At 70.6% G+C, this 25,634-nt stretch carries 27 protein-coding genes; 10 read left to right on the top strand and 17 right to left on the bottom strand.

All coding sequences use genetic code 11. The features are described 5' to 3' along the window. Window positions 1-11: 11 nt before the first annotated feature. Both HNR22_RS20000 and HNR22_RS19995 read right to left on the bottom strand, forming a co-directional pair. Window positions 12-950 (bottom strand): type IV toxin-antitoxin system AbiEi family antitoxin domain-containing protein, encoded by a 939-nt coding sequence (locus HNR22_RS20000; protein WP_343059886.1) that lies wholly within the window; start codon window positions 948-950, stop codon window positions 12-14. A 183-nt stretch (window positions 951-1,133) separates the two neighbouring features. Further along, window positions 1,134-2,423, bottom strand: a complete 1,290-nt coding sequence (locus HNR22_RS19995; protein WP_179781627.1) for an adenylosuccinate synthase — start codon at window positions 2,421-2,423, stop codon at window positions 1,134-1,136. Window positions 2,424-2,547: 124 nt separating this feature from the next. Between HNR22_RS19995 and HNR22_RS19990 the strand changes: the two genes are divergently transcribed. Then, the gene (locus HNR22_RS19990; protein WP_179781626.1) at window positions 2,548-3,666 is read left to right on the top strand and encodes a diacylglycerol kinase family protein; all 1,119 of its coding nucleotides are present in this window, start codon (window positions 2,548-2,550) and stop codon (window positions 3,664-3,666) included. 93 nt (window positions 3,667-3,759) lie between these two features. Further along, window positions 3,760-5,964, top strand: coding sequence for a chromosome partitioning protein (locus HNR22_RS19985; protein WP_179781625.1), 2,205 nt, complete (start codon window positions 3,760-3,762; stop codon window positions 5,962-5,964). A 45-nt stretch (window positions 5,965-6,009) separates the two neighbouring features. On the opposite strand, the gene HNR22_RS19980 is transcribed toward HNR22_RS19985, so the two are convergent. Then, window positions 6,010-6,438 (bottom strand): DUF3151 domain-containing protein, encoded by a 429-nt coding sequence (locus HNR22_RS19980; protein WP_179781624.1) that lies wholly within the window; start codon window positions 6,436-6,438, stop codon window positions 6,010-6,012. 248 nt (window positions 6,439-6,686) lie between these two features. Between HNR22_RS19980 and HNR22_RS19975 the strand changes: the two genes are divergently transcribed. Next, window positions 6,687-7,880, top strand: a complete 1,194-nt coding sequence (locus HNR22_RS19975) for an SLOG cluster 4 domain-containing protein (protein WP_179781623.1) — start codon at window positions 6,687-6,689, stop codon at window positions 7,878-7,880. 49 nt (window positions 7,881-7,929) lie between these two features. Here HNR22_RS19975 and fbaA read toward each other — a convergent pair whose 3' ends face one another. Together fbaA and HNR22_RS19965 are read right to left on the bottom strand one after the other, a co-directional pair. Continuing rightward, a complete protein-coding gene (fbaA, locus tag HNR22_RS19970) occupies window positions 7,930-8,955 on the bottom strand; it encodes a class II fructose-bisphosphate aldolase (RefSeq protein ID WP_112677486.1) in 1,026 nt (341 codons plus the stop codon). A gap of 135 nt (window positions 8,956-9,090) precedes the next feature. Further along, complete coding sequence (locus tag HNR22_RS19965; RefSeq protein WP_088950923.1) at window positions 9,091-9,474, bottom strand: phage holin family protein; 384 nt, start codon at window positions 9,472-9,474, stop codon at window positions 9,091-9,093. Window positions 9,475-9,597: 123 nt separating this feature from the next. Between HNR22_RS19965 and HNR22_RS19960 the strand changes: the two genes are divergently transcribed. Together HNR22_RS19960 and HNR22_RS19955 are read left to right on the top strand one after the other, a co-directional pair. After that, window positions 9,598-9,810, top strand: a complete 213-nt coding sequence (locus HNR22_RS19960) for a hypothetical protein (RefSeq protein WP_179781622.1) — start codon at window positions 9,598-9,600, stop codon at window positions 9,808-9,810. A 146-nt stretch (window positions 9,811-9,956) separates the two neighbouring features. Beyond that, window positions 9,957-11,522 carry an LPXTG cell wall anchor domain-containing protein gene (locus HNR22_RS19955; protein WP_179781621.1) on the top strand — a complete coding sequence of 522 codons (1,566 nt, stop codon included), beginning with the start codon at window positions 9,957-9,959 and terminating at the stop codon, window positions 11,520-11,522. A 118-nt stretch (window positions 11,523-11,640) separates the two neighbouring features. Here the strand turns inward: HNR22_RS19955 and HNR22_RS19950 are convergent, their stop codons facing one another. Continuing rightward, window positions 11,641-11,790 (bottom strand): hypothetical protein, encoded by a 150-nt coding sequence (locus tag HNR22_RS19950; protein WP_179781620.1) that lies wholly within the window; start codon window positions 11,788-11,790, stop codon window positions 11,641-11,643. A gap of 129 nt (window positions 11,791-11,919) precedes the next feature. On the opposite strand from HNR22_RS19950, the gene HNR22_RS19945 reads away from it, so the two are divergent. Continuing rightward, complete coding sequence (locus HNR22_RS19945; protein WP_179781619.1) at window positions 11,920-12,741, top strand: VTT domain-containing protein; 822 nt, start codon at window positions 11,920-11,922, stop codon at window positions 12,739-12,741. Window positions 12,742-12,914: 173 nt separating this feature from the next. Here the strand turns inward: HNR22_RS19945 and HNR22_RS19940 are convergent, their stop codons facing one another. The 9 genes from HNR22_RS19940 to HNR22_RS19900 all read right to left on the bottom strand — a co-directional run bounded on the left by HNR22_RS19940 (window position 12,915) and on the right by HNR22_RS19900 (window position 21,016). Beyond that, window positions 12,915-13,292 (bottom strand): ArsR/SmtB family transcription factor, encoded by a 378-nt coding sequence (locus HNR22_RS19940; RefSeq protein WP_030332125.1) that lies wholly within the window; start codon window positions 13,290-13,292, stop codon window positions 12,915-12,917. A 57-nt stretch (window positions 13,293-13,349) separates the two neighbouring features. After that, entirely contained in the window at window positions 13,350-13,889 is a 540-nt protein-coding gene (gene pyrE, locus HNR22_RS19935) for an orotate phosphoribosyltransferase (RefSeq protein ID WP_179781618.1), read from the bottom strand. Window positions 13,890-14,058: 169 nt separating this feature from the next. Continuing rightward, window positions 14,059-14,868, bottom strand: a complete 810-nt coding sequence (locus HNR22_RS19930) for an SDR family NAD(P)-dependent oxidoreductase (RefSeq protein WP_179781617.1) — start codon at window positions 14,866-14,868, stop codon at window positions 14,059-14,061. A gap of 10 nt (window positions 14,869-14,878) precedes the next feature. Next, window positions 14,879-15,535, bottom strand: coding sequence for a hypothetical protein (locus HNR22_RS19925; protein ID WP_343059885.1), 657 nt, complete (start codon window positions 15,533-15,535; stop codon window positions 14,879-14,881). A gap of 72 nt (window positions 15,536-15,607) precedes the next feature. Next, window positions 15,608-16,372, bottom strand: coding sequence for a hypothetical protein (locus HNR22_RS19920; RefSeq protein ID WP_179781616.1), 765 nt, complete (start codon window positions 16,370-16,372; stop codon window positions 15,608-15,610). Window positions 16,373-16,464: 92 nt separating this feature from the next. Beyond that, the gene (locus tag HNR22_RS19915; RefSeq protein ID WP_179781615.1) at window positions 16,465-17,070 is read right to left on the bottom strand and encodes a DUF4178 domain-containing protein; all 606 of its coding nucleotides are present in this window, start codon (window positions 17,068-17,070) and stop codon (window positions 16,465-16,467) included. Window positions 17,071-17,213: 143 nt separating this feature from the next. Then, complete coding sequence (locus tag HNR22_RS19910) at window positions 17,214-17,594, bottom strand: hypothetical protein (protein ID WP_179781614.1); 381 nt, start codon at window positions 17,592-17,594, stop codon at window positions 17,214-17,216. A gap of 100 nt (window positions 17,595-17,694) precedes the next feature. Next, entirely contained in the window at window positions 17,695-20,286 is a 2,592-nt protein-coding gene (clpB, locus tag HNR22_RS19905; protein ID WP_179781613.1) for an ATP-dependent chaperone ClpB, read from the bottom strand. Between the two features lie 85 nt (window positions 20,287-20,371). Continuing rightward, the gene (locus HNR22_RS19900; RefSeq protein WP_179781612.1) at window positions 20,372-21,016 is read right to left on the bottom strand and encodes a TetR/AcrR family transcriptional regulator; all 645 of its coding nucleotides are present in this window, start codon (window positions 21,014-21,016) and stop codon (window positions 20,372-20,374) included. A gap of 84 nt (window positions 21,017-21,100) precedes the next feature. Between HNR22_RS19900 and HNR22_RS19895 the strand changes: the two genes are divergently transcribed. From HNR22_RS19895 to HNR22_RS19880, 4 genes are all read left to right on the top strand, one after another. Further along, on the top strand, window positions 21,101-22,237 hold the full coding sequence (locus HNR22_RS19895; RefSeq protein ID WP_179781611.1) for an epoxide hydrolase family protein: 1,137 nt from the start codon (window positions 21,101-21,103) through the stop codon (window positions 22,235-22,237). Between the two features lie 254 nt (window positions 22,238-22,491). Further along, window positions 22,492-22,992, top strand: coding sequence for a cation:proton antiporter regulatory subunit (locus HNR22_RS19890; RefSeq protein ID WP_030332098.1), 501 nt, complete (start codon window positions 22,492-22,494; stop codon window positions 22,990-22,992). Window positions 22,993-22,997: 5 nt separating this feature from the next. Beyond that, entirely contained in the window at window positions 22,998-24,203 is a 1,206-nt protein-coding gene (locus HNR22_RS19885) for a cation:proton antiporter (RefSeq protein WP_179781610.1), read from the top strand. A 142-nt stretch (window positions 24,204-24,345) separates the two neighbouring features. Then, window positions 24,346-24,777, top strand: a complete 432-nt coding sequence (locus HNR22_RS19880; protein ID WP_179781609.1) for a hypothetical protein — start codon at window positions 24,346-24,348, stop codon at window positions 24,775-24,777. Between the two features lie 80 nt (window positions 24,778-24,857). Here the strand turns inward: HNR22_RS19880 and HNR22_RS19875 are convergent, their stop codons facing one another. Next, window positions 24,858-25,052: a hypothetical protein gene (locus HNR22_RS19875; RefSeq protein ID WP_179781608.1), complete on the bottom strand. Its 195-nt coding sequence runs from the start codon at window positions 25,050-25,052 to the stop codon at window positions 24,858-24,860. Window positions 25,053-25,187: 135 nt separating this feature from the next. Continuing rightward, window positions 25,188-25,628, bottom strand: coding sequence for a heat shock protein transcriptional repressor HspR (locus HNR22_RS19870; protein ID WP_179781607.1), 441 nt, complete (start codon window positions 25,626-25,628; stop codon window positions 25,188-25,190). Between the last annotated feature and the right edge of the window lie 6 nt (window positions 25,629-25,634).

Below are 25,634 nucleotides of genomic sequence, written 5' to 3'. Positions count from 1 at the left end.
CAACCTCATGATCAACGAGAACGGGCGGCGACGAGTGCCTGGCGGACCGTCCAGGGGATGTAGTCGGGGCGGAGGGTGTCTTGCCAGGTGAAGCGCAAGACGGTCCAGCCGGCGTTGACCAGGCGATTCTGGCGGCGGCGGTCGGCGAAAGCGGCCTCTACGGTGGCGTGCGGGTCTCGGCCGTCGGCCTCGGCGATCACCTGCGGTCCGCGCCAGCCCAGGTCACCGATGCCGAGCAGGTATCCGTCGTCGTCGCGCACCTCCAATTGAAGGGCATCTGGAGGCACGCGGCCGTCAACGCAGCGGAGCCGGGTACGCGTCTCCAGCGGCGACTGAGCCCGACCGTCCGCCTCAGCCAGATAACCGCGTGCCGCGATCGCGCCACGCCGGCCCCTGATCAACACTGCGATGGCCGCCAGGCATTCGGTCGTGATCAATCCCCGGTTGAGCGCGGAGTCGAGCACGGAGACCGCAGCATAACGGCGCTCTCGCAGGATGATCTCTGCGACGGTCAGCCGTGGCACAGTAGCCGCGATCCCGTTCACCTGCACCACCTTCCCCGGAGGGTGTTCGAGCTGGTGCAGCACGATCGCGGGGTCCGACACCCGTGTCCGCTTGGCCGCCCTGCCCGGCAGCGCCACGTGGATCTCGTCACCACGCGGCAGACCGGCAATGCCGTGCAGCTCAGCCGCTGTGCCGAACACCGCGTGAGCCTGCGGGCCCAACGAGAGCACAGCGGCGCGGACACGACACTGACGGGCGGGCGATTCGATGGACCGGCTGCGGACCAGATAGACCGCTCGTGCGAGTGGTCGCCACCGCCCGACGGTCACCAGATGGTCGATGTCGTGTCGACTGAATCCGGCACGCAACGCCTGCGCCCGAGTGATCAGGCCATCCTGGCCGCTGGCGATGACGCGTACGAGGTCTGTGCGATCCACGACGACCACGCTGACCGCTCACCAGCCACCCCACCACCCCTGTGGACAACTCTGTGGACAACACCCGCCAGCCCTGCCGTCGATCATGGGGTTGACGGGGCATTCGTAGATCGAACACTCCGTCAACCTCATGATCGACGAGGGAGTGGAGTGGGGTGGGGTGGGGTGGGGGTGAGAAGCAAGCCCACGGGGTTAGGGGAGGAGGGGGTGGAGGACCACGTTTTCGTCTCGGCCTGGGCCTACACCTACGACGCTCACCTTGGCGTTGCAGAGTTCCTCTACCCGGGCGATGTAGCGACGGGCGTTCTCCGGCAGGTCGGCGGCGGTCCGTGCCTTGGTGATGTCTTCCCACCAGCCGTCGAGCTCCTCGTACACGGGCTTGGCGTGGTGGAAGTCCGTCTGGCTCATCGGCATGTCGTCGACCCGGACGCCGTTGATCTCGTAGCCGACGCAGATCGGCACCTTGGGCATGCCGGTGAGCACGTCCAGCTTGGTGATGACCAGGTCGGTGACACCGTTGAGGCGGCAGGCGTACCGGGCGACGACCGCGTCGAACCACCCGCACCGGCGCTCCCGCCCGGTGGTCGTGCCGTACTCCGCGCCGATCTTGCGCAGGTGGTCACCGTTGGCGTCGAACAACTCGGTCGGGAACGGTCCCGCGCCGACCCGGGTGGTGTACGCCTTGCTCACCGCGATGACCTTGCTGATCGCGGTCGGCGGGATGCCGGCACCCACGCAGGCACCACCGGCGGTCGGGTTCGACGAGGTCACGAAGGGGTACGTGCCGTGGTCCATGTCGAGCATGGTGGCCTGGGCACCCTCCAGCAGGACCGTCTCGTCCCGGTCCAGCGCGTCCCAGAGCATCGCCCGGGTCTCCGCGATGTACGGCTTGAGCCGCTCCGCGTACGCCAGGTACTCCTCGACGGTCGCCTCAAGGTCGATCGCCTTGCGGTTGTAGACCTTGAACAGGATCTGGTTCTTCTCGCGCAGCGCGAGTTCCAGCTTCTTGCGCAGGATGCCCGGGTCGAGCAGGTCCTGCAGGCGGATGCCGATCCGGGCGACCTTGTCGCCGTACGCCGGGCCGATGCCCCGGCCGGTGGTGCCGATCCGGGACGAGCCGAGGTAGCGCTCGATCACCCGGTCCAGCGCCCGGTGGTGCGGCATGATCAGGTGCGCGTCACCGGAGATCCGCAGTCGGGACACGTCGACGCCACGCTCGGCCAGGCCGTCGATCTCGGCGAGCAGCACCTTCGGGTCGACCACCACACCGTTGCCGATGACGATCATCGCGGTCGGTGAGAGCGCGCCGGACGGCATCAGGTGCAGCGCGTACTTCTGGCCGTCCGGGGTGATCACCGTGTGGCCGGCGTTGTTGCCGCCGGAGTAGCGCACGACGTAGTCGACCCGCTCACCCAGCAGGTCGGTAACCTTGCCCTTGCCCTCGTCGCCCCACTGAGCGCCAAGGAGCACGATCGCTGGCATCTTTTCCGCCTCCAGAAGGCTCGGGTGCCAGGTGGCGACCGGTTGGCGAGCCCGGGGTGTCAGGTTAACAAGTAGTGACGGCGCGGCCGGCAGGGGTCGCGTCGAGAGGCAGGAGGCTCCTTCCGTGTACGACGTGGTGCTGCTCACCCTCGGTTCGGAGCGGGACGCTCCCGGGGGCTGTGGCAGCGGCGGGGCCTGCTGCGGCGGTGCGGCCGAGGCCGCCACCGACCCGACGAGCCAGACCGACAACGGCCAGACCGACACCGGTCCGACGAAACCGACCGAGACCGGCCAGACCGACACCGGCCAGGCCGACACCGGCCAGGCACCCCAGGCCCAGGCCGGCGGTGACACCGAGCGGTGCGCCACCGAGCGGCCACGGGTGCCGGTGCTGGCCTGCGCCGACGCGCTGAACGCCCGCGGCGCCCGGGTGGAGATGGTCACCGCACGCTCGGACGCGGAGATCGACGCGGTGCTGGCCCGGCTCGACGGTCCGGCCCGGCCGGACGGGCTCACCTGGCCGGACCCGGACGGCAAGACCCGGCTGGTCGTCGCGACGGCCAACGACGGGCAGTTGCGCGCCGTGCTGCGCCGGCTGGTCCGGCGGTACGCCCCGGCGCCGAGCAAGCGCCCGGCGGATCTGCCCGGCAACCGCACCCTGCCCGACCTGCCACCGGTGGGCGTACTCCCGCTCGACCCGGCCCGTGGCGGCACCCACCGCGACCTGGCCGCGCAGCTCGGGCTGCCCCGTGACCCGACGGTGGTGGCCGCCGCGGTGTTGGACGGCACGCCGCGCCGACTGGACCTGCTGCGCAACGACGGTGGCTCGGTGACGCTGGACGGCGCGTTGCTCGGTGCCGCCGACGACGCCGGGCGGCCGCTGCACTGGCGGGCTCGGGTGGAGGTCGACGACACCATCCTCACCGACGGTGATGAACCACTACTGGCCTGCGCGGTCGCCAATGCCGGCGGGTACGCGACGCTCGACGACGTCACGCTGCTGACCGCACCGGACCCGGCCGACGGCCAGGTCGAGGTCGCGGTTGCCGTGCCGGTGGTCGTCCGCTCGACGTTCGGCCGCAAACGGGTACGCCTCGAAGTTCGGCGGGCCCGTGGCCGGGCGGTTTCGGTGCTGCCCAGGGAGGGGAAGGTGCCGTACCTCGACGATGGTGTCGAGGGCGAGCTGACCCGGAAGCGCTCCTGGTGGGTCGAGCCGGGTGCCTGGGCGGTCTGGTCGATCTGATCTCGGCGGCGCGGAGCGGCCAACCTCGGTTGCGCCGCCCGCCCCTCGCGGGCGGATGCGCCTATCCTCGCAGGAGGACTGGGGAGGGCCCTAATGGACGAGAACGCCGACCGGGCGCAGGCGCACGGCCAGCAGCCGGTGCCGGAGCGGGACATCGAACCACTCTGGCCACCGGATCCGACCGACCGGGGCGCGGGGACCGTCGTACCGCCCTGGGCGGCGGTCGCCGAGCAGCGGGGCGCACCGCCGTCGGCCGCGCCCGGGCCGGTTACGCCGCCGGTGGCGGCGCCGCCGATCAGCCGGCCGCCGGTCCCAGGACAGCCCGGAGCTGCCCCGCTGCCGCCACCCTCGCCGTCCGACTACCCGTCGCTGAGCGGAGCCGTTCCGGCACCCGGGGGTTGGGGCGCCGGCGGCGCGGCCGGCGGAGGGTCGGGCTGGGGGCCGCCGCAGCCGAGTTGGCCACCAGCGGCCGCTCCGACCGCCGCGGCGACACCGCCCGGTCCACCCGCGACGGGCACGCCGCCGGCAACGGGTACGCCGCCGGCGGGCAACGCTCCGGCGGGCAACGGCGTCCCGGGCGGCACCGGGGTTCCTCCGGCACCGAACACCGCCTTCGGGCCGGCGGACAGCCAATCCGAGGGGGCGAGCACCGCAGCCGGCGCGACGCAGGCGCAGCCCGTTGACCGCGGTACGGCCGCCGTCAACGTCCCGCCGGTCAACCCGGGCGGTGTCGACCTGGACCTGCCGTTCACCCTGGACAATCCCACCACCGGTGCCCCGCCCACCGGCCGCGCCACCGTGCCAGAGCCCACCGGCCGCACCGCAGCCGCAGAGCCCACCGGCCGCACCGCCCCGGCAGCTCCGGCGACGCCGGATTCCGCGACGGCCGGACCAGCGCCGCAGGCTGGCGGGACCGGGGAGGACGGGCCCGCTGCTGGAGCGGCACGACCGGCCAGTGAGTCGCCCTGGGCGTATCCGCCGCAACGGCCGGCCGGCGCAACCGCACCGACCCACGACGAAGGCGCCACCGCGACGCCCCCGATCCCGGCCCCGCCGCAGCCGCACTCCGGCGTCCCGCAGGCCGGCCCCGGTCAGACCGGCCAGTCGTTCGACCCGGCGATTCCCGGTCAGGCTGGCTCGACGCCGATCCCACCCCCGCCCGACCTGACGCAGTTCAGCAACCTGCCGCCGCAGGTTCCCCAGCAGGCCGCACCGCCCGGGCCGTTCCCGCCGTCCCCCGGCTGGTACCCACCGCCGTGGCAGCAGGGCCCGCCCGGCGTACCTCCTGGTCAGCCTTACCAGGAGGCCGAGGGGGTGGCCCAGGTGCCGACCACCGGATACCCGGACGCGAGCTGGACGCCGGAGTCCACGGCGGTGCCGACCGCCGAGGACTTCAGCAAGCGCCGACAGGTCCGGCCCGCCGACCCGGTGGCGACCATGGGCGTACGCGCGGTGGTCAACAAGATGGGGCTGCTCCGACTCTCTCCCGGGCGGCACGAGCAGGAGCTCAAGCGGGACATCGAGATGGTGCGCCGCAACTTCGGCGGGCTGCGGCAGGTGACGGTGGTCAACCCGAAGGGCGGCGCCGGTAAGACGGTGGCCATCCTGCTGCTCGCGATGACGTTCGGTCAGAAGCGCGGTGGCTACGTGCTGGCGTGGGACAACAACGAGACCCAGGGCACCCTGGGGATGCGCGCCCAGCAGGACTTCCACTCCCGCACGGTGCGGGACATGCTGCGTGACCTCGGGCAGTTCCAGGGCGCGCACGGGCGGGTCGGCGACCTGTCGCAGTACGTGCGCTCGCAGGGCGAGGGGATGTTCGACGTCCTGGCCTCGGACGAGTCGGCCACGGGTGGCGAGATGTTGACAGCGGCCGCGTTCGCCGAGATCCGCGAGGTGGTCAGCCGGTTCTACAAATTGATCTTCGTGGACACCGGCAACAACGTGCGGGCGCAGAACTGGCAGGCCTCGATGGACGCCACCGACCAGTTGGTGGTCACCATGTCGGCCCGTAACGACTCGGCGGAGACGGCCGCCCGGATGCTCGACCACCTGGAGCAGAGCGGCCGGCAACGGCTGGTCCGCCAGGCGGTGACCGTGGTGTCGATGCCGCCGTCCCGTAAGGAGATCGACCTGCCGGCCATCCAGGAGCACTTCGCGGCCCGCACCCGGGCGGTGCTGCTGGCCCCGTACGAGCGGCTCATCGACACGGGTGAGCCGATCCGGTACGGCGGGCTCTCCTCGGCCACCCGGGACGCCTGGCTGAAGATCGCCGCCGCGGTTGCCGAAGGGTTGTGAGCCGCCGACGGCCGGCCCGATGTCGGGCCGGCCGTCGGATCGGGGTCAGTTGCTCGCGAGCGCGTCCGCCGCTGCCGGGTCGCAGTCACGCAGGAACTGGGCGCAGCGGGCTGCCTCGTCGGCCTCGCCGATCTCGTCCGCAGCTCGGGACAGCACGTAGAGGCAGCGGAGGAAGCCCCGGTTGGGCTCGTTCGACCACGGCACCGGGCCGTGCCCCTTCCACCCGCTGCGGCGCAGCTGGTCGAGGCCCCGGTGGTAGCCGGTGCGCGCGTAGGCGTACGCGGTCACGACCTGGCCCTGCGCGAAGGACCGGGCCGCGAGCTCCGCCCAGGCCGCGCTGTAGGTGGGAAAGCCGGCCGCCACGCTGGCGAACGCCTCATCGGTGCCGGCCTCCTCAGCGGCAGCCAGGGCGGCGTCGGCCTCGGCGTTCGCGGGCAGGCGGGTGGCCGGTGGCTCTGGCAAAAGGTTCTGCATCGCCCCATTCAACCCGCTGGACAGGGCGACACGCGAGCGGGTCGGCCGACACGTTCCGCTGAACGGCTGAGGAGTTGGTCACGCCTGCGGCCTATGCCGCTGCCAGGTGTTTTCCATTACAACTAATGGTCCGGAGCCTCCCCAGGAACCGGTAACGCAGGAGTCCGGTGGCCACGACCACCGGGCTCCTGTCGTTCCACCCCGGGCCCGAGGTTTGGCCGCCCCCGGTGCGGGGGCAGGATGGCCCGGTGCCGACCCCACCTCCTGCGGACGTCATCGAGCCGCACCTGCACGCGGGCGAAATCCAGACCCGGGACGAGTTCGACCGCCAACTGGCCACCGGCCGGCTGAGCGGGCTGACCGTGCAGGGCCTGCGTCTCGACCTCGCACCGGTGCCCGACCTGACCGGCGTCGACGTCGCCGGCACCCTCTTCGTGGGCTGCCGCTTCGCGTCCCGGGACGTCGGCGCCGACCTGGTCCGACGCGGCGCGAACGTGGTGCCGCCGTTCTCGGGGCTGCCGTACCCGACCCAGCCGACACACCTCTACACCCCCGAGGACCTGGCCGAGGGCTTCGCCGAGGGTGGGTTCACCGGGATGTACGACACCCGGGTGTACGACCACTACCGGGCGCACGGCGGCGCGCTGCCGGACGTCAAGGAGGCGCTGGGTCAGCGGCTGCACGACCACGGCGTGGACAACGCGTTGGCCGACGCCACCCGGGCCTGGCTGGCCGGGCACGGGCCGCAGTCGGTGGTGGGCATCATGGGTGGGCACGCGGTGCGGCGCGGCAGTCCCGCGTACCGGATGGCGGCAGTGCTGGGTTGGGAGCTGGCGCGGGCCGACCGCCTGGTGGTGACCGGCGGCGGTCCCGGGGTGATGGAGGCGGCGAACCTCGGCGCCTACCTGGCGGACCGGCCGGCGACCGACGTGACGGCGGCGATCGACCTGCTGGCCACCGCACCGGACTTCACCGACCACCACCGGTACACGGCCACCGCGCTGACGGTCCGGCAGCGGTACGCGGGCGTTCCCCGGCAGCGTGGCGACGACCTGGGCTGGGCGCGAGCCGGTGGGCTGGCCATCCCGACCTGGCTGTACGGGCACGAACCGGCGAACCTGTTCGCCGGGCGGATCGCCAAGTACTTCTCCAACGCGATCCGGGAGGACACCATCCTGCGACTCGCCCGGGGCGGCATCGTCTTCGCGCCGGGGCGGGCGGGCACGGTGCAGGAGGTGTTCCAGGCGGCGACCAAGACCTACTACGGCACCGACGGGGCCAGCGGCGCGTACATCTTCCTGGACCGCGCGTACTGGACCGTGGAGTTGCCGGTGGAGGCGCTGTTGCGTCCGCTGCTGGCCGCGTCCCCGTTCGGTGACCTGTCGTCGACGATCCACCTCACCGACGACGTTCGCGAGGCCGTCCGCCTGTTGACGGCCTGACGACAACGGCCGGCCCCCACCAGGGGAGCCGGCCGTCGGTGGTACGTCGTTACTTGGTCATCGTGGTGCCGGTGGAGCGAAGGTGCTCGCACGCCTCGACGACCCGGGCGGCCAGGCCAGCCTCGGCGGCCTTGCCCCAGGCACGCGGGTCGTACTGCTTCTTGTTGCCGACCTCGCCGTCGATCTTCAGCACGCCGTCGTAGTTGCGGAGCATGTGGTCCGCGACGGGCCGGGTGAAGGCGTACTGGGTGTCGGTGTCGATGTTCATCTTCACCACGCCGTAGTCCAGGGCCTCGCGGATCTCGCTCAGCAGGGACCCCGAGCCGCCGTGGAAGACCAGGCTGAGCGGCTTGTCCTTGCCGTACTTGGCGCCGACGGCGTCCTGGATCTGCTTGAGGATCTCCGGACGGAGCTTGACGTTGCCCGGCTTGTAGACGCCGTGCACGTTGCCGAAGGTCAGCGCCGCCATGTAGCGGCCCTTCTCACCGAGGCCGAGCGCCTCGACCATGGCCAGGCCGTCATCGGTGGTGGTGTAGAGCTTGTCGTTGATGGCGTTCTCGACGCCATCCTCCTCGCCACCGACGACGCCGACCTCGATCTCAAGGACGATCTTGGCCTTGGCGGCCTCGTCGAGGAGCTGGGCGGCGATCTCCAGGTTCTCCGCGACCGGCACGGCCGAACCGTCCCACATGTGCGACTGGTACAGCGGCTCCTCGCCGCGCTTCACCCGCTCCTGCGAGATGCCCATCAGCGGACGCACGAACTTGTCCAGCTTGTCCTTCGGGCAGTGGTCGGTGTGCAGGGCGATGTTGACCGAGTACTTCTTGGCCACCTCGTGCGCGTACGCGGCGAACGCCACCGCGCCGGTGACCATGTCCTTGATCGACGGGCCGGAGAGATATTCGGCGCCACCGGTGGAGACCTGGATGATGCCGTCGCTCTCCGCGTCGGCGAAGCCCTTGAGCGCCGCGTTCAGCGTCTGGGAGGAGGTCACGTTGATCGCGGGGTACGCGTACCGGCCAGCCTTGGCGCGGTCCAGCATCTCCGCGTAAGCCTCGGGGGAAGCGATGGGCATGTTAACGCTCCTTACTTACCACTCTCGGCCGTGCTGGCCGCTGTTGTTCATTTGTGCGCCGGACCGCGCTGTCCTCCGCCCGGCAGTATCCCGTAGGTGAGGTGTGGCGGAACAACCGACCCGGGTGCTAGCCGTTCACCGGCGGTCCAGGTTGTCCGGCACGATGACGCTGATCAGCCAGGTGACCACGGTCATCACGATGGCTCCCCAGAACGCGGCCCAGAAACCGTCCACCTGGAACGGCAGGTCGAGCCCGCGGGCGATCCGGTCGGTGAGCAGGAACAGCAGGGCGTTGACCACGAGCGCGAACAGGCCCAGGGTCAGCAGGTAGAACACGCAGCCGACGACCTTGATCAACGGCTTCAGCACGGCGTTGATCACGCCGAAGATCAGCGCCACCACGATCAGGGTGAGCGCGGTGTTGCCACCCGAGCGACCGTGCACGTCGACACCGGGCACGATCAGGGTGGTTATCCACAGAGCGACCGCGGTGATCGCCAGTCGAATGAGGAAGCCCACGGCACCATCCTGGCATCGGCTCGCGTCGTCGAGGGCTGATTCCGCCTACTCCGCTTCCGGGCGCGGCGCCGGCGCAACCCGTACGGTGGGTGGGAACCGTGCCCCGAGACCCCGGGAGGGACGATGGGTCAGCCCGACGAGGACTTCATTCCCGGCGACCACCTCGCCCCGGACGAGCGCGACCCCGAGGCCGATTCGGCCGACGCGGTCGAGCAGGCCACGGTGGTCGACCCCGCCGACGCAGACGGCGAGCCCCAGCGCGGCCTCGAGGTCGACGACTGGGATGCGATGGAGCAGGCCCGGGTGGTCACCGGCGACGAGGACGACTACCGCTGACCCCGTCGCGGGGTCGGCTGTCCGTTGCATCAAACCTGCTCAGCCGTTCGGGTCGTTAGACAGTCGTCGATCCGACAGGGCTGTCGGAGGAGCCGGGGTCTGCCTAGGTTGGAGGGGCGCCACCTGCATCCCACGGGAGGACCCCCATGCTCAAGCATTCGCTCCGCTGCCTGGTAGGGCTCGGCGCCGCCGGCGCGTTGGTCGCCGCCTCCGCCACCCCGGCCGTCGCCGCTGCCGAAATCGAGCCCTACTTCCAGGACACCACCCTGGCCGTCGGCTCGACAAAAACCAACCGCCTGCTCCTGTACGCCGACGAGCCGACAACCCTCAACGACGTCTCCGTGCGGTACGACTACCGCTCCCTCACCAACAAGATCACCATCGCCCCCGCCGATGGGCAGGAGTGCACCGCACCGGAGCCCGGCGTTCTCGTCTGCGAGGAGCGCTACGGCGTCTCCCTCAGCGAGCTGCCGCCTCTTGGCAGCGGGATCCACCGCGGCGTGACCCAGCAGGTGAACATGGCCGCCACCCAGGACGCACAGGTCGGCGACTCTGGCGACGTCGTGGTCAGCTTCCAGGCGGCCGGCGGGCAGCGGGGCAGCTACACCTCGCAGGTCCGCATCGGCGAGGGGGTGGACCTGGCCGGCGGGCCGTTCACCACCCACTCCTCCAAGCCGGGCGGAAAGGTCAGCGTGCCGCTGGCCGTGTCCAACGCCGGCAAGAAGACCATCACGGGCTTCGTCGCGGTCTTCGACCTCTCCTACTCGATTCGGACCAGGGACAGGTTCAGCAACTGCCTCTACTCCGACGACCACCTGATCTCCTGCGAGTTCGACGAGGAGATCCCGGTCGGCGAGGGACTGTCCACGACGCTGAACCTCGAACTCGCGAAGGACACCTACGCACCCACCAACCAGGCCGGCTACGCCGAGTTCATGACCAAGGCCGACTTCGAGGACCTGACCCGCGTACGGGAAGCCGTCGGCAGCCGAGCTGCCACGGCCGGCAACGGTCCGAAGCTGACCCTGGCCGAGGCACCCATCCGGGCGCGGCAGGCCGACCAGACCGACGTCGGCCCGGGCTACGACTACACGGGTTGGACCATCAAGGTCACCGGCAGGAACGGCACCGACCTCGCGGCGATCGGCGACGCGCTCAGGGGCAGGGCCGGTGCCGTCGTCACGGCCACCGTCGGATTCCGGAACAACGGCCCGGCGACGCTCGACAAGGTGAACGCGGACTGGGAGGCCGCCACCCACACGGTCGTCGAGCTGCCGCCCGGCACCACCGCCGTCGGGGTTCCCGCCAGCTGCCAGCTGCGGGCGGGCACCCGGACGTACCAGTGCGCCTCGGAGATGCTCCTGGTGGCCGGGAAGACGTACACCGTGGAGTTCCGGCTGCGCATCGACAGGGTCATCCCCAACGCCCGGGGCGCGGTCCTGGTCAACGCGCCCTGCGAATGCCCCGCCGGCGGCAGCTTCGAGGACGACATAAAACCGGCCAACGACAGGGCCACGATCGTGGTCAACGCGGCTCAGGGCGGTGGCGGTGGCCAAGGCAGCGGTGGCGACAGCAGCGGTGGTGGCGGTGGCGCACTGCCCATCACCGGTTCCCCCACCGGCCTGATCGCCGGCATCGGTGGCCTGCTGCTCGTCGCCGGCGTGGGCGTCTGTGTGCTCGCCCGGCGGCGAACCAGCCGCTTTGTCGCCTGACCCGTCCGACCGCGACGGTGCCCCTCCGACCCCTATCTGGCCGCCGGGGGCACCGCCGCGATCCGTCCGGATCGCCATTGAGCGTCACCGCGCATCGCAACAGCGTGGCCGGTCGCCGTCACCGGGCAGGGTTGACCTGCTCGGGGTGACGGGCCACCCAGTCGCCGAGCCGATCCTCGCGCAGTGCGGTCAGGAACTCCGGGGCGAGCTTCGGGTCGGCCTGCACGAAGCGACTGGGCCCGGTGGGCTCGCCGACCGGCAGACGCACGAGAGGACGCGTCCGGGTCCACGGTGCGACATCGGTCGAGCCGTTCGGACCCCTGCACGTGGGTAATGCGCTGGCGGGTGGTGAGGTGCCGGTCCGGCGCGGCCCGAGGCCTGGGCTTCGGTACCCTTTGTGGCCGTGGACACAGCTGAGCAGACCCGCGCTCTCGTGGAGAGCGTCGCCCTGAACCCGCTCGACCCCAAGGAACTGTTGCAGACCTTCGGGCTGATCGGCGTGTGGGTGATCCTCTTCGCCGAGACCGGCCTGCTGGTGGGCTTCTTCTTCCCTGGCGACTCGCTGCTGTTCCTCGCCGGCGTGGCCTCGTCGCCGGTGGCGGACGCGATCTTCGGCGACGGCACCCGGCTCTCGCTGGCCGGCCTGCTGATCGGTGGACCGATCTGCGCGATCGTCGGCGCCCAGTTGGGGCACTGGCTCGGCGCCCGGTACGGCCGGCCGATGTTCGAGCGGCCGAACTCCCGACTCTTCAAGAAGGAGTACGTCGAGAAGGCCGAGTACTACTTCCAGAAGTTCGGCCCGGCGAAGGCCGTGGTGCTGGCGCGCTTCATCCCGATCGTCCGGACGTTCCTCAACCCGGTCGCGGGTGCACTCGGCATGCCGGCCCGGAAGTTCCTGCTCTGGAACATCGTCGGTGCGGTGCTCTGGGTGGACGGCATCCTGCTGATCGGCTACCTGCTGGCCGAGCAGATCTACCAGGCCATCGGCGACAAGATCGACCACTACATCCTGCCGGTGGTGGCCCTGATCATCGTGATCTCGGTGCTGCCGATCTTCTTCGAGTTCCTCCGCGACCGGCGCGCCCGCAAGCGCGGCGAGGCGGTTGCGGTAGTTGCCGCGGCCAGCGCCGCCGGCGCGGTGGAGGCAGCCCGCGAGGCGTTCGACCACGACGGACACCAGCACGGCCGCCATCGCCCGGAGCACGGCCAGGACCGCTGACGTCCCGGTACGACGACGACGGCCGGCCCCCTGGTGCGGGGGTCGGCCGTCGGCATGTCGGACCCGGCCTCCGGCGGTGCGGCCGGGGACGAGCAGGTGTCACTCACCGATGGCGCCACCCCTGGCTCGCCACCGGACGCCGTCCCGGCGCGGGACGGCGTGCAGCGCCTATTTCAGCGGGCCTTCTTGGTGGCCCGCTTACGCGGCGGGGTCAGCAGGTCGGCGATCGTCGCGATCGCACTCGGGACCAGGCTGTAGTACGCCCAGACACCGCGCTTCTCCCGCTGCAGCAAACCGGCCTCGGTGAGGATACGCAGGTGATGACTGACCGTCGGCTGAGAGAGGCCGAGTGGCGCCGTCAGGTCACAGACGCACGCCTCGCCCTCGGGGGCCGACTGGATCAGGCTGAGCAGCCGCAACCGAGCAGGATCAGCAAGGGCCTTGAGGACCCCGGCGAGACGCTCGGCATCGGCACGTTCGATCGGCTCGCCGTTAAGCGGCGAGATCTGAGGCATAGTCATTTCGGCCAACGCAGTTCCCACGTATTCCATCCTTCCACCAGCAGCATCGATCCGCCTGCATATCAGCAGATCCGAATCGGCAAACTTTTACGCCACAAGGCCGAGGTCAGCCAACGTATAGGCCGCCCGGTATGGCAATCCGGCGGCTCGCACCGCGTCGCCGGCGCCTCGATCAACAATAACCGCCACGCCTACGACTTCCGCCCCGGCCTCACGAAGTGCCTCGACAGCGGTCAACACACTTCCGCCTGTCGTCGACGTATCCTCCACCGCCAACACCTGACGGCCGGCCACCTCCGGTCCTTCGATCCGCCGTTGCAGACCGTGCGCCTTGCCCGCCTTGCGCACCACAAAGGCGTCCAGGGCCCGACCGGTCGGAGCGGCGGCATGCAGCATCGAGAGCGCGACAGGATCCGCGCCCAGAGTGAGGCCGCCGACGGCGTCGTACTCCCAGTCGGCGGTGAGGTCGAGCAACACCCGGCCGACCAGAGGAGCGGCCTGGTGATGGAGCGTGACGCGCCGCAGATCCACGTACCAGTCTGCCTCGCGCCCCGAGGAGAGCACGACCCGTCCGTGGACCACAGCCAGGTCGGTAATGAATTTACGCAGGTCGTCGTGGTCCCCCATGGCGATAGAGGTTACTGCGCAAGTCTGAACGCCGTGTGTGGGGTCCACCCTGATCAGCCCGGCGGGGCACCGATGGTTGGCGATGTTCGACTACGCTCAGCAACTGGCCCGATAGCGGCGCGCCAGCACCGCCCCGACGACCTACGGGGCCTGGTGGGCCGGTCGAGGCTCAGTGCTCGTCGCGACCGATCCGGCCGCGGGTGTCCCGGGCGACGGCCTGGAGCAGCCGGCGGGGGGCGTGCCGCATGCCGGCGACGACCATCTTGTACTTCCATGCCGGGACGCTGACCATCTTGCCTTTGCGCAGGTCACGCAGGGCTTCGTCGACCACATCCTCGGCCCGCAGCCACAGCCACTCGGGCGTCTTGGACATGTTGATGCCGGCCCGTTGGTGGAACTCGGTGCGGGTGTAGCCGGGGCAGAGGGCCATCACCCGGACGCCGAACGGGCGCGCCGAAAGGCCGACGGACTCGCTGAAGTTGGTCACCCACGCCTTGCTGGCCGAGTAGGTCGAGCCGGGCATCGCCGTGCCGAAACCGGCGACCGAAGAGACATTTATCACTGCCCCATTCCGTCGTTCGGTCATCGGTCGCAACGCCGCCAGGGTCAGCCGCATGACCGCGTGCACGTTGAGCCGCAACAGGCGCGCCTCGTCCTCTGCCGTGGAGCGGAGGAACGGTTTGTTGAGGCTGATGCCGGCGTTGTTGACGAGCAGGTGCACGGGGCTGCCGTCGGCGAGCCGCCGCTCCACGACGGCGCAGCCGTCGTCGGTGGACAGATCCGCCGGGATCGTCTCCACGGGGCGGCCGGTGGTGGAACCCAACTCGGTGGCCAGCTCGGTCAGCCGGGCCGTGTCCCGGGCGACCAGCACCAGATGCCAGCCGTCGGCGGCCAGTCGCCGGGTGAACGCCGCGCCGATGCCTGCGGTGGCCCCGGTGATCAGAGCCCGCCGCTCGGCAGTCGTGGGGTCGAGCGTCACGGAGTGGTCCTCACCTGGGCGGGTACGGGGGCGCGGGCGGCGGCTGGTGCGGGGCGTGCGGGAACGCCGGTGGTGCGGGTGGGACGGTCGGCGCGGTCGAGCGGTGGCGACCGAACCAGGCGTTCGCCGCCGGCAGGGCCAGCAGCGTAGCTACTACAAGGTAACCGAGCCCCTGCGCGACGGAAAGCCCGGCGTTGAGCGGAATCCACCACGACGGGTACGCGTCGCCGATCAGCCCCAGCAACTCGGCGACAGCCTGCTCACCGGAGCCGAGTTGCAGTGGTGCGGCTCGTTCGCCGATCAGCACCGCCACGCTGCAACAGCCGGCGAGCAGGCCAAGCCCACTGACGACCCAGGTGGCAACCCGTGCGCCGTTGCGACCGGCCAGCAGCCCCAGGGCCAGGCCGGCGAGCACCGGCGCGGAGAGAGCGGCCACCACCGCAGACAGCACCGCGGACGCGCGGAGCAGGGTCACCACGTCGTCGATCTGCTCCGGGCTGGCCGAGGTGTCCCGGGCGGCGGTGCGGAACGCGTCGACGGTCCCGCCCAGCACCACCAGGTCGACCACGGCGTACGCGAGCGCGGCGACCGCCATCACCAGCAGCACGCCCGCAGCCATCGGGACGACGGCGGGCCGGCGGGCCGGTGCCGATTCCGGGTACGACACGACGAATCCCTCCGGTAGGCGTCGGGTTGCAACCTACTCGGAGGGATCGTCGGCGTCGTGCTTATCTGTCGGTCAACTCGTCGACGGCGGGGTTGACCCCGGACGGTCCGCCGGCGGCGTGTCGTCCGGCCGGTTCGTGGCCGGTGGCGGTGGGTAGCTCGGCTCCCCACTCGACTGCGGGTAGCCGGGCTCACCGGACGACTGCGGGTAACCGGGCTGACCCGGAGCCTGCGGGTAGCTGGCCCCCGGGGTCGGCGGTTCCCACCCCGCGGTCGGCTTGCGGAAGAACGCGTTCGCCTTCGGCATCGCCAGCAGGATCAGCGCCGCGAGCAGCGCGATCAGGCTGATCACGCCGAGCAGCAGGCTCACCGCGGTGGCCCAGGAGGGCAGGGCCTCCTCCAACCGGCGCTGGACCTCTTCGCTGCTCGGCCCGTTGGCACCGGTGTCTCCACCGGCGGTGAAACCACCGGCCGCATTGCTGAGCAGGCCACCACCCACGCAGCAGACCATGATGCCGCCGACGATCCAGGTGGTGATCCGGGCACCGTTGCGGCCCTGGTTGTTGAAGAGGGCCAGGACGCCCAGCACGACCGCGAGCAACAGCACCAGAATGGCGCTGCCGAGGCCGATGGCGTAGAAGACGTCACCCACCTGATCGGCGTTCTCGACGTTGCTGCCCGCGTACGCGTCACGAAGGGCGTCGCGCGTCTTACCGATGGTGCTGAGCGTGATGATCAGACTGATCACCTGGCACGCCAGGAACAGGAAGAGCAGGTAGCTGGAAATCGACACAATGGATGGCCGCTGACGGGCCGGCGTGCTCTGGGAATCGACCACGATTCTCCTTCCCTAAGATCGCGCCCACACCGTATCGACAACAAGCCAGTTCGGCATGCCGCGTCGACCCCGCGCGTCCCGCCCGGTTCGGCTCAGTGCTCCTCGGACGTGGGACGGATCGTCAGGTCGACGGGGTCGAGCAGGTCACCGCGGGCGACCCGCCAGCCCTCTTCGCCGTACGCCTCGAAGGAGAGCCGCGCGGCGCCACCCGACTGGTAGTCGTGGTAGCGCATCGTCCCGGCCGACGGCAGCCCGGTCTCCCCGGTGGCGGTGTAGCGCGCCTGCCCGGTCTCGGCCCACGTGTAGCGCCGGCCGCCGAGGTCGATGGTCGGGGCCCCCGGGGTGACGGTCGCGCCCGGCTCGGCCGTCCACAGCACCAGCTCCAGTTCCGGGCCGTCCTCCACGGAGAGCCGGTGACGGGTGCCGGAGCCGTCGTCGAGCAGGTGCTGCACCCAGCTCCAGTCCCCCTCGACCAGGCGGACCGTGCCACTCACCACGTACTCCTGGTCCTGGATCCGCACCCGGTCGCCCAGGGCCAGGCGGAGCGGGCCGCCGCCCGGCGTCCCCGCCGCACGGCCGGGTGGCAGGGTGCCGTCGGGCCGGGCCGCGGCTCGCAGCCGGGCCCGCACGACGATCACGACCACTACCGCCACGAGTACGGCAAGGGCCACCACCAGGTACACCGCTGACCCGCTCACCCGACCACCTCCCCAGGTACGTCGGCGCAGACGGTAACAACCGCGGGCACGATCCGGACCCGTACCGTGACGGACAGCTCAGCTACCGACGGCACCCGTGATGTCGCCCGGTGTGCACCCTCGCACCGTGGATGGCGGATGACTCACGCCGCAGAGAGGCGCTGGGTGGCGTAGTTCCCGATGGTTTCGCGGTCCATCACGCAGCCGACGAAGGTGGTGAACTCGCTCGGGTCGTCGCGCAGCGACGTCCAGGCCGCTCGGGCCGCCGCCGGGTCGATCCGTTCCAGCAGCGTCGCCGCGTACGCCCGGCCGGCGGGTGTGCCGTCGGCGAGCACCCGGTCGAGCTGGCGGCGTACCTCCTCGGGGTGGTCGTCGAGGGCGGCCTCGACCCGCTGGTACGCCTCGGTCACCGGCAACAGTTTGCCGGCGAAGCCGACCCCACCGAAGGCAAGCGTGTCGGCCGCGACCAACGTGTCGACGTCCGCACCGAGTTCCCGCTCCCAGGCCTTGCGCATCCCGAACATGCCCCCACCCTTTCCCCGCCGGCCTCCACTCCACCCTGTTGATCAAGAGGTTTGCGTCATGAGAAGACAGCGCCATGACGCAAACCTCTTGATCACCGTGTCAGGCGGGGGTTACCGCCAGGGCGTTGGTGGTGGTGTTCAGCTCTACCTTCACCGTTTCGCCGTCGCGGATCTGGCCGGACAGGAGGGCCTTCGCCAACTGGTCGCCGATTGCCGTCTGGATCAGGCGACGCAGCGGGCGAGCGCCGTAGATCGGGTCGTAGCCGTGCTCGGCGAGCCAGTCCCGAGCGGCATCGGTGATCTCCAGGCCGAGCCTGCGGTCGGCCAACCGCCGCCGCATCCGGTCCAACTGGATGTCGACGATCGAACGCAGATCGTCGCCCAGCAGCGAGGCGAAGACCACGATGTCGTCCAGGCGGTTGAGGAACTCCGGCTTGAAGTGCGACCGCACCACGGCGAGGACGCCCTCCCGGCGCTGCTCCTCGGCCAGGGTCAGGTCGCTGATCACCGACGACCCGAGGTTGGACGTGAGGACCAGGATGGCGTTGCGGAAGTCCACCGTGCGGCCCTGACCGTCGGTGAGCCGACCGTCGTCGAGCACCTGGAGCAGCACGTCGAAGACGTCCGGGTGGGCCTTCTCCACCTCGTCCAGCAGGATCACCGAGTACGGTCGGCGGCGCACCGCCTCGGTGAGCTGGCCGCCCTCGGTGTAGCCGACGTAGCCGGGCGGGGCGCCCACCAGGCGGGCGACCGAATGCTTCTCGCCGTACTCGCTCATGTCGATGCGGACCATCGCCCGCTCGTCGTCGAAGAGGAACTCGGCGAGGGCCTTGGCCAGCTCCGTCTTGCCGACACCCGTGGGCCCGAGGAAGAGGAAGCTGCCGGTCGGGCGATCCGGGTCGGCGATTCCGGCCCGGGCACGGCGTACCGCGTCGGAGACCGCGCCGACCGCCTCGGCCTGGCCGACCACCCGGCCGCCCAGTGACTCCTCCATCCGCAGCAGCTTGGCTGTCTCGCCTTCGAGCAGGCGGCCGGCGGGGATGCCGGTCCAGGAGGCGACCACCGCGGCGATGTCGTCCGCGCCGACCTCCTCCTTGAGCATGGCGCCGTCGGCCTGGAGCTGGGCCAGCTCCTCCTCGGCCTGCTTCAGCTCGACCTTGAGGGCGGGGATGCGGCCGTAGCGCAGCTCGGCGGCGCGCTCCAGCTCACCGTCGCGCTCGGCCCGCTCGGCCTCGCCGCCGAGGCGCTCCAACTCCTCCTTGGCGGTGGAGAGCTTGGTGATGTGGCTCTTCTCCGTCTGCCAGCGCTCGGAGAGCACGGTGAGCTGCTCGCGCTTGTCGGCCAACTCCTTGCGCAGCCGCTCCAGCCGCTCGGCGGAGGCGGCGTCCGGCTCCTTGGCCAGCGCCATCTCCTCGATCTCCAACCGGCGGACCGCCCGCTCGATCTCGTCCACCTCGACCGGCCGGGAGTCGATCTCCATCCGGAGCCGGGACGCGGACTCGTCGACCAGGTCGATCGCCTTGTCCGGCAGGAACCGGTCGGTGATGTAGCGGTCCGACAGTGTTGCGGCGGCAACCAGCGCGGCGTCGGTGATCCGTACGCCGTGGTGCACCTCGTAGCGCTCCTTGAGCCCCCGCAGGATCCCGATGGTGTCCTCGATCGTCGGCTCGCCGACCAGCACCGGCTGGAAACGGCGCTCCAGAGCCGGGTCCTTCTCGACGTGCTCGCGGTACTCGTCCAGCGTGGTGGCGCCCACCATCCGCAGCTCACCACGGGCCAGCATCGGCTTGAGCATGTTGCCGGCGTCCATCGAGCCCTCGCCCTTGCCGGCGCCGACGACGGTGTGCAGCTCGTCGAGGAACGTGATGACCTGCCCGTTGGAGTTCTTGATCTCCTCCAGGACGGACTTGAGCCGCTCCTCGAACTGCCCCCGGTACTGCGCGCCGGCGACCATCGCGCCAAGGTCGAGCGAGATCAGCTTCTTGTCGCGCAGCGACTCGGGCACGTCACCGGTGACGATCCGCTGGGCCAGTCCCTCGACGATCGCTGTCTTGCCGACGCCGGGCTCACCGATCAGCACCGGGTTGTTCTTCGTACGCCGGGAGAGCACCTGGATGACCCGGCGGATCTCGGAGTCACGGCCGATGACCGGGTCGATCTTGCCGTCCCGGGCGCTGGCGGTGAGGTCGACGCCGTACTTGGTCAGGGCCTGATAGGTCTGCTCCGGGTCGGCGGTGGTGACCCGCCGGTCGCCACCCCGCACGGTCGGGAAGGCCGCGACCAGGGCCTCCTCCGTGGCACCGGCTGTCTTCAGCGCACCGGACACCGCGCCGCCCACCCGGGCCAAGCCGGCGAGCAGGTGCTCGGTGGAGGTGTACTCGTCGCCCAACGGTCGGGCGATCTGCTCGGCGGCGCCGATGGCGTTGACGAACTCCCGAGCCAGGGTCGGCTCGGCGATGCTGGAGCCGCGGGCTGCGGGAAGGCCGTCGACCGCGCGCTGGGCGGCCCGGCGCAGCTCGGTCGGGTCGGCCCCGACGGCGCGCAGCAGACCGGTGGCGGTCGAGCCGTCGGTGTCCAGCAGTGCCAGCAACAGGTGCCAGGGCTCCACTGTGGCGTGACCACGCTGGTTGGCCAGCGCGACGGCGCCCGTGATGGTTTCGCGGCTCTTGGTGGTGAGTTTTTCGGTGTTCATGGGCTCCCCCGGATCGGCGTTGTCCACTGAATTGGACACAACCAGAGTTGAGCGTATTCCGCTCAACCTTAGCGCGTGATGCCCATCACTCCCGTCGCCGCCACCGCCAGTCGAACTCTCCCGCCGCGGGCGGTGGGCCGGGCAGCGGGTCCGTGGCCGGCCCGGTCGACAGACCTGCCAGCAGCACCGCGAGCTGGCGTCGGCGCAACTGCCCGGTGCGCTCCGAATCGGGTACGCGCACCGCGGCGCACGCCTCCAGCAGCAACCCCAGATCCTGTACGACCGCGTCCGGGCGCAGCCGCCCGCTGGCGCGGGCCCGCTCGAACAGGGCGGTGGCCAACTCGTTGGCGCGCATCGCGTCCCGACCCATCTCCTCGGTTGGAGTGAACGTGCCGGCCAGGTGGACGGTGAGCGAGTGCACGTCGGCGTCGACCACCCGGGCCAGGAAGGCGCTGAACGCGGTCCAGTCGTCCGGCTCGGCGAGGGCGGCCTCGGCCTCGGCGACGTACCGGCGCAACCCGTCGTGGCAGAGCTGGCGCAGCAGATCCTCCTTGCCCGCGTACCTCCGGTACAGGGCACTGATGCCGACCCCCGCGCGTTCGGCGACGGCGGCGATCGGCGCCTTCGGGTCGTCCAGGAAGACCACGCGGGCGGCTTCGAGGATGACCTCGTCGTTGCGGGCGGCCTGGGCGCGGCGGCCGGCCAGCGTCTTTCCGGGGGAATTCGGCATGACCTCAGACTACCAGTGGAACGGATCATTCCGGTCTGCTACTCTGATTGCAGAACGAAACATTCCGTTCCGAAGGAGCATCAGATGACCGGCACCGCGATCCGCCCGTTCCGCGTCGAGATCCCGCAGACCGCACTCGACGACCTGGCCGACCGGCTGGGCCGCACCATCTGGCCCGCCGACCTGCCCGGCACCGGCGACTCGTACGGGATGAGCATCGACCGGGTCCGCGCCCTCGCCGAGCGGTGGCGGGACGGTTTCGACTGGCGCGCCGTCGAGACCCGCCTGAACGCCCACCCGCAGTTCGTCACCGAGATCGACGGCGAGCAGATCCACTTCCTGCACGTCCGGTCGACCCGGCCGGACGCCACCCCGCTGGTGCTCACCCACGGCTGGCCCGGGTCGGTGCTGGAATACCTCGACGTGATCGCCCCGCTCACCGAGCCGACCGACCCGGACGCGCCGGCCTTCCACGTGGTCATCCCGTCGCTGCCCGGCTTCGGCTTCTCCGGCCCGACCCGCAGCGCCGGGTGGAACCGGCACCGCACGGCCCGCGCCTGGGCCGAGCTGATGAACCGCCTGGGGTACGCCAGCTACGGCGCGGCCGGCAACGACGCCGGCTCGATGGTCGCGCCGGAGTTGGGCCGGATCGACCGCGACCACGTGCTCGGCGTCCACGTCACCCAACTCTTCTCGTTCCCCTCCGGCGACCCGGAAGAGTTCGCCGGGCTGTCCGAGGCGGATCAGGCGGCGCTCGGGCACCTCCAGTGGTTCTACGAGAACAAGTTCTCCTTCAACCAGGTGCACAGCCAGCAGCCACAGACCCTGGCATTCGGCCTGGCGGACTCCCCGGTCGGGCTGCTCGCCTGGAACGTGCAACTCTTCGACGAGAGCCTGGACGCGGACTTCATCCTGGCCAACGTGGCGCTCTACTGGCTCACCGGCACGGCCGCCTCGGCGATCCGCTTCTACTGGGAGGACGCGCACGCCGAGGAGTCACCGACCGGGCCGACCACCGCGCCGACCGCGCTGGCCATGTTCCCCGGCGACTTCCAGTCCATCCGCCGCTTCGCCGACCGGGACCACGCGAACATCGTCCGGTGGACCGCGTACGACAACGACGTCGATGGCCGCGGTGACGTCGGCGGTCACTACGCCGCCCACCAGGCCACCGACGTCCTGGTCGCCGACATCCGGGAGTTCTTCGCCAGCCTCCGCTGACCACGACGAACTCCGGTGCCCGCGCCCGTTCCACCGGGGGCGGGCACCACCACGTCCCGCCCCTCTGCGCGCCCCGGCCGACCCGGCCCGGTTGATCCACTCGGGTTTCAGAAAGTCGGGGTATCCGGACCGCCAGGACACCGCGACTTCATGGAAACCGAGTCGATCATGGTCAGTTGGACGTGTCGGGGCTGGTCGGAGGGCCGAGGGCTTCCAAGATCTGCCTTCTGTTCACGAAGCGGTAGCCTTGGTGGGTGCGAGTACGTGTCGAGCAGACCGCTTTACCCGGGATCGGGGTACGCCACGATCTGGTGACGGAGTCAGGACGCCGTTTGGGCGTCGTCTCCCACCGCAATGGCCGCCGTGATCTCGTCCTGTACGACCCCGACGATCCCGACGCCTGCCAGTCGGACATCCCGCTGACCGACGACGAGGCTGAGGCCCTGGCCGACATCCTCGGCGCGTCGCTGATGCTCGGCCAGCTCTCCGGGCTGCGTGAGCAGGCCGCCGGTCTGCTCACCGAGCAGATCGCCATCACGGCCGGGTCGCCGTACGTCAACCGGAAGCTCGGCGACACCAAGGCGCGTACCCGCACGAGCGCCTCCATCGTGGCGGTGCTTCGCGAAGGCGAAGTCATCGTTTCGCCACTTCCCTCCTTCCGCTTCGCGGCCGGCGACGTGGTGGTCGTTGTCGGGACCCGACGGGGTCTCGACGGCGTGTCCGCCATCCTCGCCGACAGTGACCCGGACGGCTGAGGCGGATGCACGATTCCACCACTCTGCTCGTCGAAGTCGGCGCGCTGCTGCTGCTGCTTGGCGTCCTCGGTCGGCTCAGCCGCCGGGTAGGCCTGTCCCCCATCCCTCTCTACCTGTTCGCCGGGCTGGCGTTCGGGCACGGCGGGCTGCTTCCGCTCGCCGCCAGCGAGGAGTTCTTCGCGGTCGGCGCCGAGATCGGCGTCATCCTGCTGCTGGTGATGCTCGGCCTGGAATACTCGGCCAACGAGCTGGTCGGCAACCTCCGATCGGCGGCCCCGGCCGGGCTGATCGACGGCGTCTTCAACGCGCTGCCCGGCGCGGCGTTCGCCCTGCTGCTCGGCTGGGACTGGGTGGCCGCCCTGGTGCTCGGCGGCATTACCTGGGTCTCCTCCTCCGGCGTGATCGCCAAGGTCCTCGCCGACCTGGGACGACTCGGTAACCGGGAAACCCCGGTGATCCTCTCGGTCCTGGTGATCGAGGATCTGGCGATGGCGCTCTACCTGCCGCTGGTCACCGCCGTACTGGCCGGCACCGGTCTGCTCGGCGGCGGCATCGCACTCGCCGTCGCGGTGGGCACGGTGCTGCTGGTGCTGGTGGTCGCCATTCGGTACGGCCACCTCATCTCGTCCGCCCTGTCCGCGAAGGATCCGGAAGCGCTGCTGCTCGGCGTACTCGGCCTGACCCTGCTGATCGCCGGGCTCGCGGCGAAGTTGCAGGTGTCGGCGGCGGTCGGCGCGTTCCTCGTCGGCATCGCGCTCTCCGGCCCGGTGGCTCACCACGCGACCGAGTTGCTCTCCCCCCTGCGGGACCTGTTCGCCGCTGTGTTCTTCGTCTTCTTCGGCCTGGTCACCGACCCACGGGACATCCCGCCGGTGCTGTTGCCGGCGCTCGCGTTGGCCGTGGTCACCATGGCGACGAAGACGCTCACCGGCTACCTCGCGGCGCGTCGGGTGGGCATCGCGGAACCCGGCCGATGGCGGGCCGGCCTCGCACTCGTACCCCGAGGTGAGTTCTCCATCGTCATCGCCGGACTCGCGGTGGCCGCCGGGAGCGTCGAGCCGCGGTTGGCCGCCCTGGCCGCGACGTACGTCCTGATCACCGTGGTGACCGGGCCGATCCTCGCCCGGCTGCCGGACTTCCCGTGGTTCAAGCGGTGGCTGCGCACCCGCGCGGCGGCCCAGCGGGCGGCACCGGTCCCGATCCACGACTGACCGCGCAGCCCCGACCCCAACGGTTGCTGAATTGCTCCCCACGGGGACTACCGCAGCACTCGACGGCGGGTTACCGTTTCGCCCCAGCAGCCAGGGTCCGCAGGCAGCGCAGCCAACGCGGGCGAGAGCGGAAGGTCGGCCGGTGAGCGTGCAGGAATCGACGTTCCACGGCTTCGCCAACCCCGTCGATCCGAGTCCGGCGGAGTTGCGAGCTTGGGCGTACCAGCCTGATTCGGTGCCGTTGGCTTCGATGCCGCCCGACTGGGACCTGCTGGTCTCCGGTGATCGACTGGTGTTGACGCTCTTCGAGTTGGCGATGGACCCGTCCTGCCCGGCGCGGCGGTTCGCGTTGCACTGCCTCTACATCTACGCGGCCGACGGCATCCGGACGAACTTCCGGGCCCACCCGAAGCGTCGCTTCCGCAAGCTCGTCGAACAGGCCGAGCGTGACGGCGACGAGCTGATGAAGATCTGGGCGCACAACGGCCGGGTGCTGCTGGCCCGACCGGATCTCTTCGTCTACCGGGACTGGTGCGAGGGCGGCCTGGTCCGCGAGAACCGCCGCCTCGGCTGAGGTAGCGTCCCGGCCCGCACTCTATTGACGCGAACGGGCCGGGACCCCCCGTGGGTCCCGGCCCGCACGTCGGTCACCGGTCAGTCCTGCCGCCGTTCCGTCTCGGCTCGGTCCTTCTCGCCGCCGTGGTCGTCCCGGCTGGCGAACCGACCCCCGACGACCCGGTCCCGGTAGGTCCCCTCGGTCACCTTGTCGAACTTCTTGCGGACGGTCTCGGCCAGTTCTTCCAACCGTTCTTCCGCCTGCTGGGCAACCTTCTTCGCCGGCTCCGCCATCGCTCCCCCTCGCCATGCCGGTAGGTCCGTATTAAGCCGATTGGACCGTATCGACAGGCTAACCGAAGCGGCCCGGACCGCGCCGGGAAATCCGGTACGGTCCGGGCCGAAAGACAGCGCGGGGTGAGCGGTTGGTCAGCGATCGGGCATGCGGCGAGGTCGCCAGACAACCAGCGCGGTGGACGTGCGGTTGGTCGGCACCAGGTCCCGACCCGGGAAGCGGGCCAGCGACTCCAGCTCGGCCACCCGGCGGTACGCGGCGTCCAGCTCCGCCTCCAGTCGGGCCACCCGCTGCTGCGCCTGCTCCAGCAGCCGCTCCAACCCGATGATCCGCTTGACGCCGGCCAGGTTGATCCCGTCGTCCTGACTGAGCCGCTGGACCTCGCGCAGCAGCACCACGTCGCGCACGCTGTACCGACGTCCGCCACCAGCGGCCCGGCCGGGCTGCACCAGCCCCAGCCGGTCGTACTGCCGCAGGGTCTGTGGGTGCATCCCCGCCATCCGGGCCGCAACCGAGATCATCAGAACCTTGGCCTCGTAGGCAGGGTCACCCGAACCGATGAACTCGCCCGACATGCCGCT

Origin of the sequence: Micromonospora jinlongensis, from assembly GCF_013410645.1 — a bacterium.
In the GTDB taxonomy this organism is placed as follows: domain Bacteria; phylum Actinomycetota; class Actinomycetes; order Mycobacteriales; family Micromonosporaceae; genus Micromonospora; species Micromonospora zamorensis.
The sequence above is the reverse complement of the archived record's forward strand: the minus strand, read 5'-3'. Positions and strand labels throughout refer to the sequence as shown.

Coding starts and splice junctions, on each gene's coding strand:
- HNR22_RS19995 (WP_179781627.1), bottom strand. CDS start 2,423: ATGCCAGCGATCGTGCTCCTTGGCGCTCAGTGGGGCGACGAGGGCAAG.
- HNR22_RS19985 (WP_179781625.1), top strand. CDS start 3,760: ATGGACGAGAACGCCGACCGGGCGCAGGCGCACGGCCAGCAGCCGGTG.
- HNR22_RS19980 (WP_179781624.1), bottom strand. CDS start 6,438: ATGCAGAACCTTTTGCCAGAGCCACCGGCCACCCGCCTGCCCGCGAAC.
- fbaA (WP_112677486.1), bottom strand. CDS start 8,955: ATGCCCATCGCTTCCCCCGAGGCTTACGCGGAGATGCTGGACCGCGCC.
- HNR22_RS19960 (WP_179781622.1), top strand. CDS start 9,598: ATGGGTCAGCCCGACGAGGACTTCATTCCCGGCGACCACCTCGCCCCG.
- HNR22_RS19955 (WP_179781621.1), top strand. CDS start 9,957: ATGCTCAAGCATTCGCTCCGCTGCCTGGTAGGGCTCGGCGCCGCCGGC.
- HNR22_RS19940 (WP_030332125.1), bottom strand. CDS start 13,292: ATGGAATACGTGGGAACTGCGTTGGCCGAAATGACTATGCCTCAGATC.
- pyrE (WP_179781618.1), bottom strand. CDS start 13,889: ATGGGGGACCACGACGACCTGCGTAAATTCATTACCGACCTGGCTGTG.
- HNR22_RS19910 (WP_179781614.1), bottom strand. CDS start 17,594: ATGTTCGGGATGCGCAAGGCCTGGGAGCGGGAACTCGGTGCGGACGTC.
- clpB (WP_179781613.1), bottom strand. CDS start 20,286: ATGAACACCGAAAAACTCACCACCAAGAGCCGCGAAACCATCACGGGC.
- HNR22_RS19900 (WP_179781612.1), bottom strand. CDS start 21,016: ATGCCGAATTCCCCCGGAAAGACGCTGGCCGGCCGCCGCGCCCAGGCC.
- HNR22_RS19895 (WP_179781611.1), top strand. CDS start 21,101: ATGACCGGCACCGCGATCCGCCCGTTCCGCGTCGAGATCCCGCAGACC.
- HNR22_RS19885 (WP_179781610.1), top strand. CDS start 22,998: ATGCACGATTCCACCACTCTGCTCGTCGAAGTCGGCGCGCTGCTGCTG.
- HNR22_RS19875 (WP_179781608.1), bottom strand. CDS start 25,052: ATGGCGGAGCCGGCGAAGAAGGTTGCCCAGCAGGCGGAAGAACGGTTG.
- HNR22_RS19870 (WP_179781607.1), bottom strand. CDS start 25,628: ATGTCGGGCGAGTTCATCGGTTCGGGTGACCCTGCCTACGAGGCCAAG.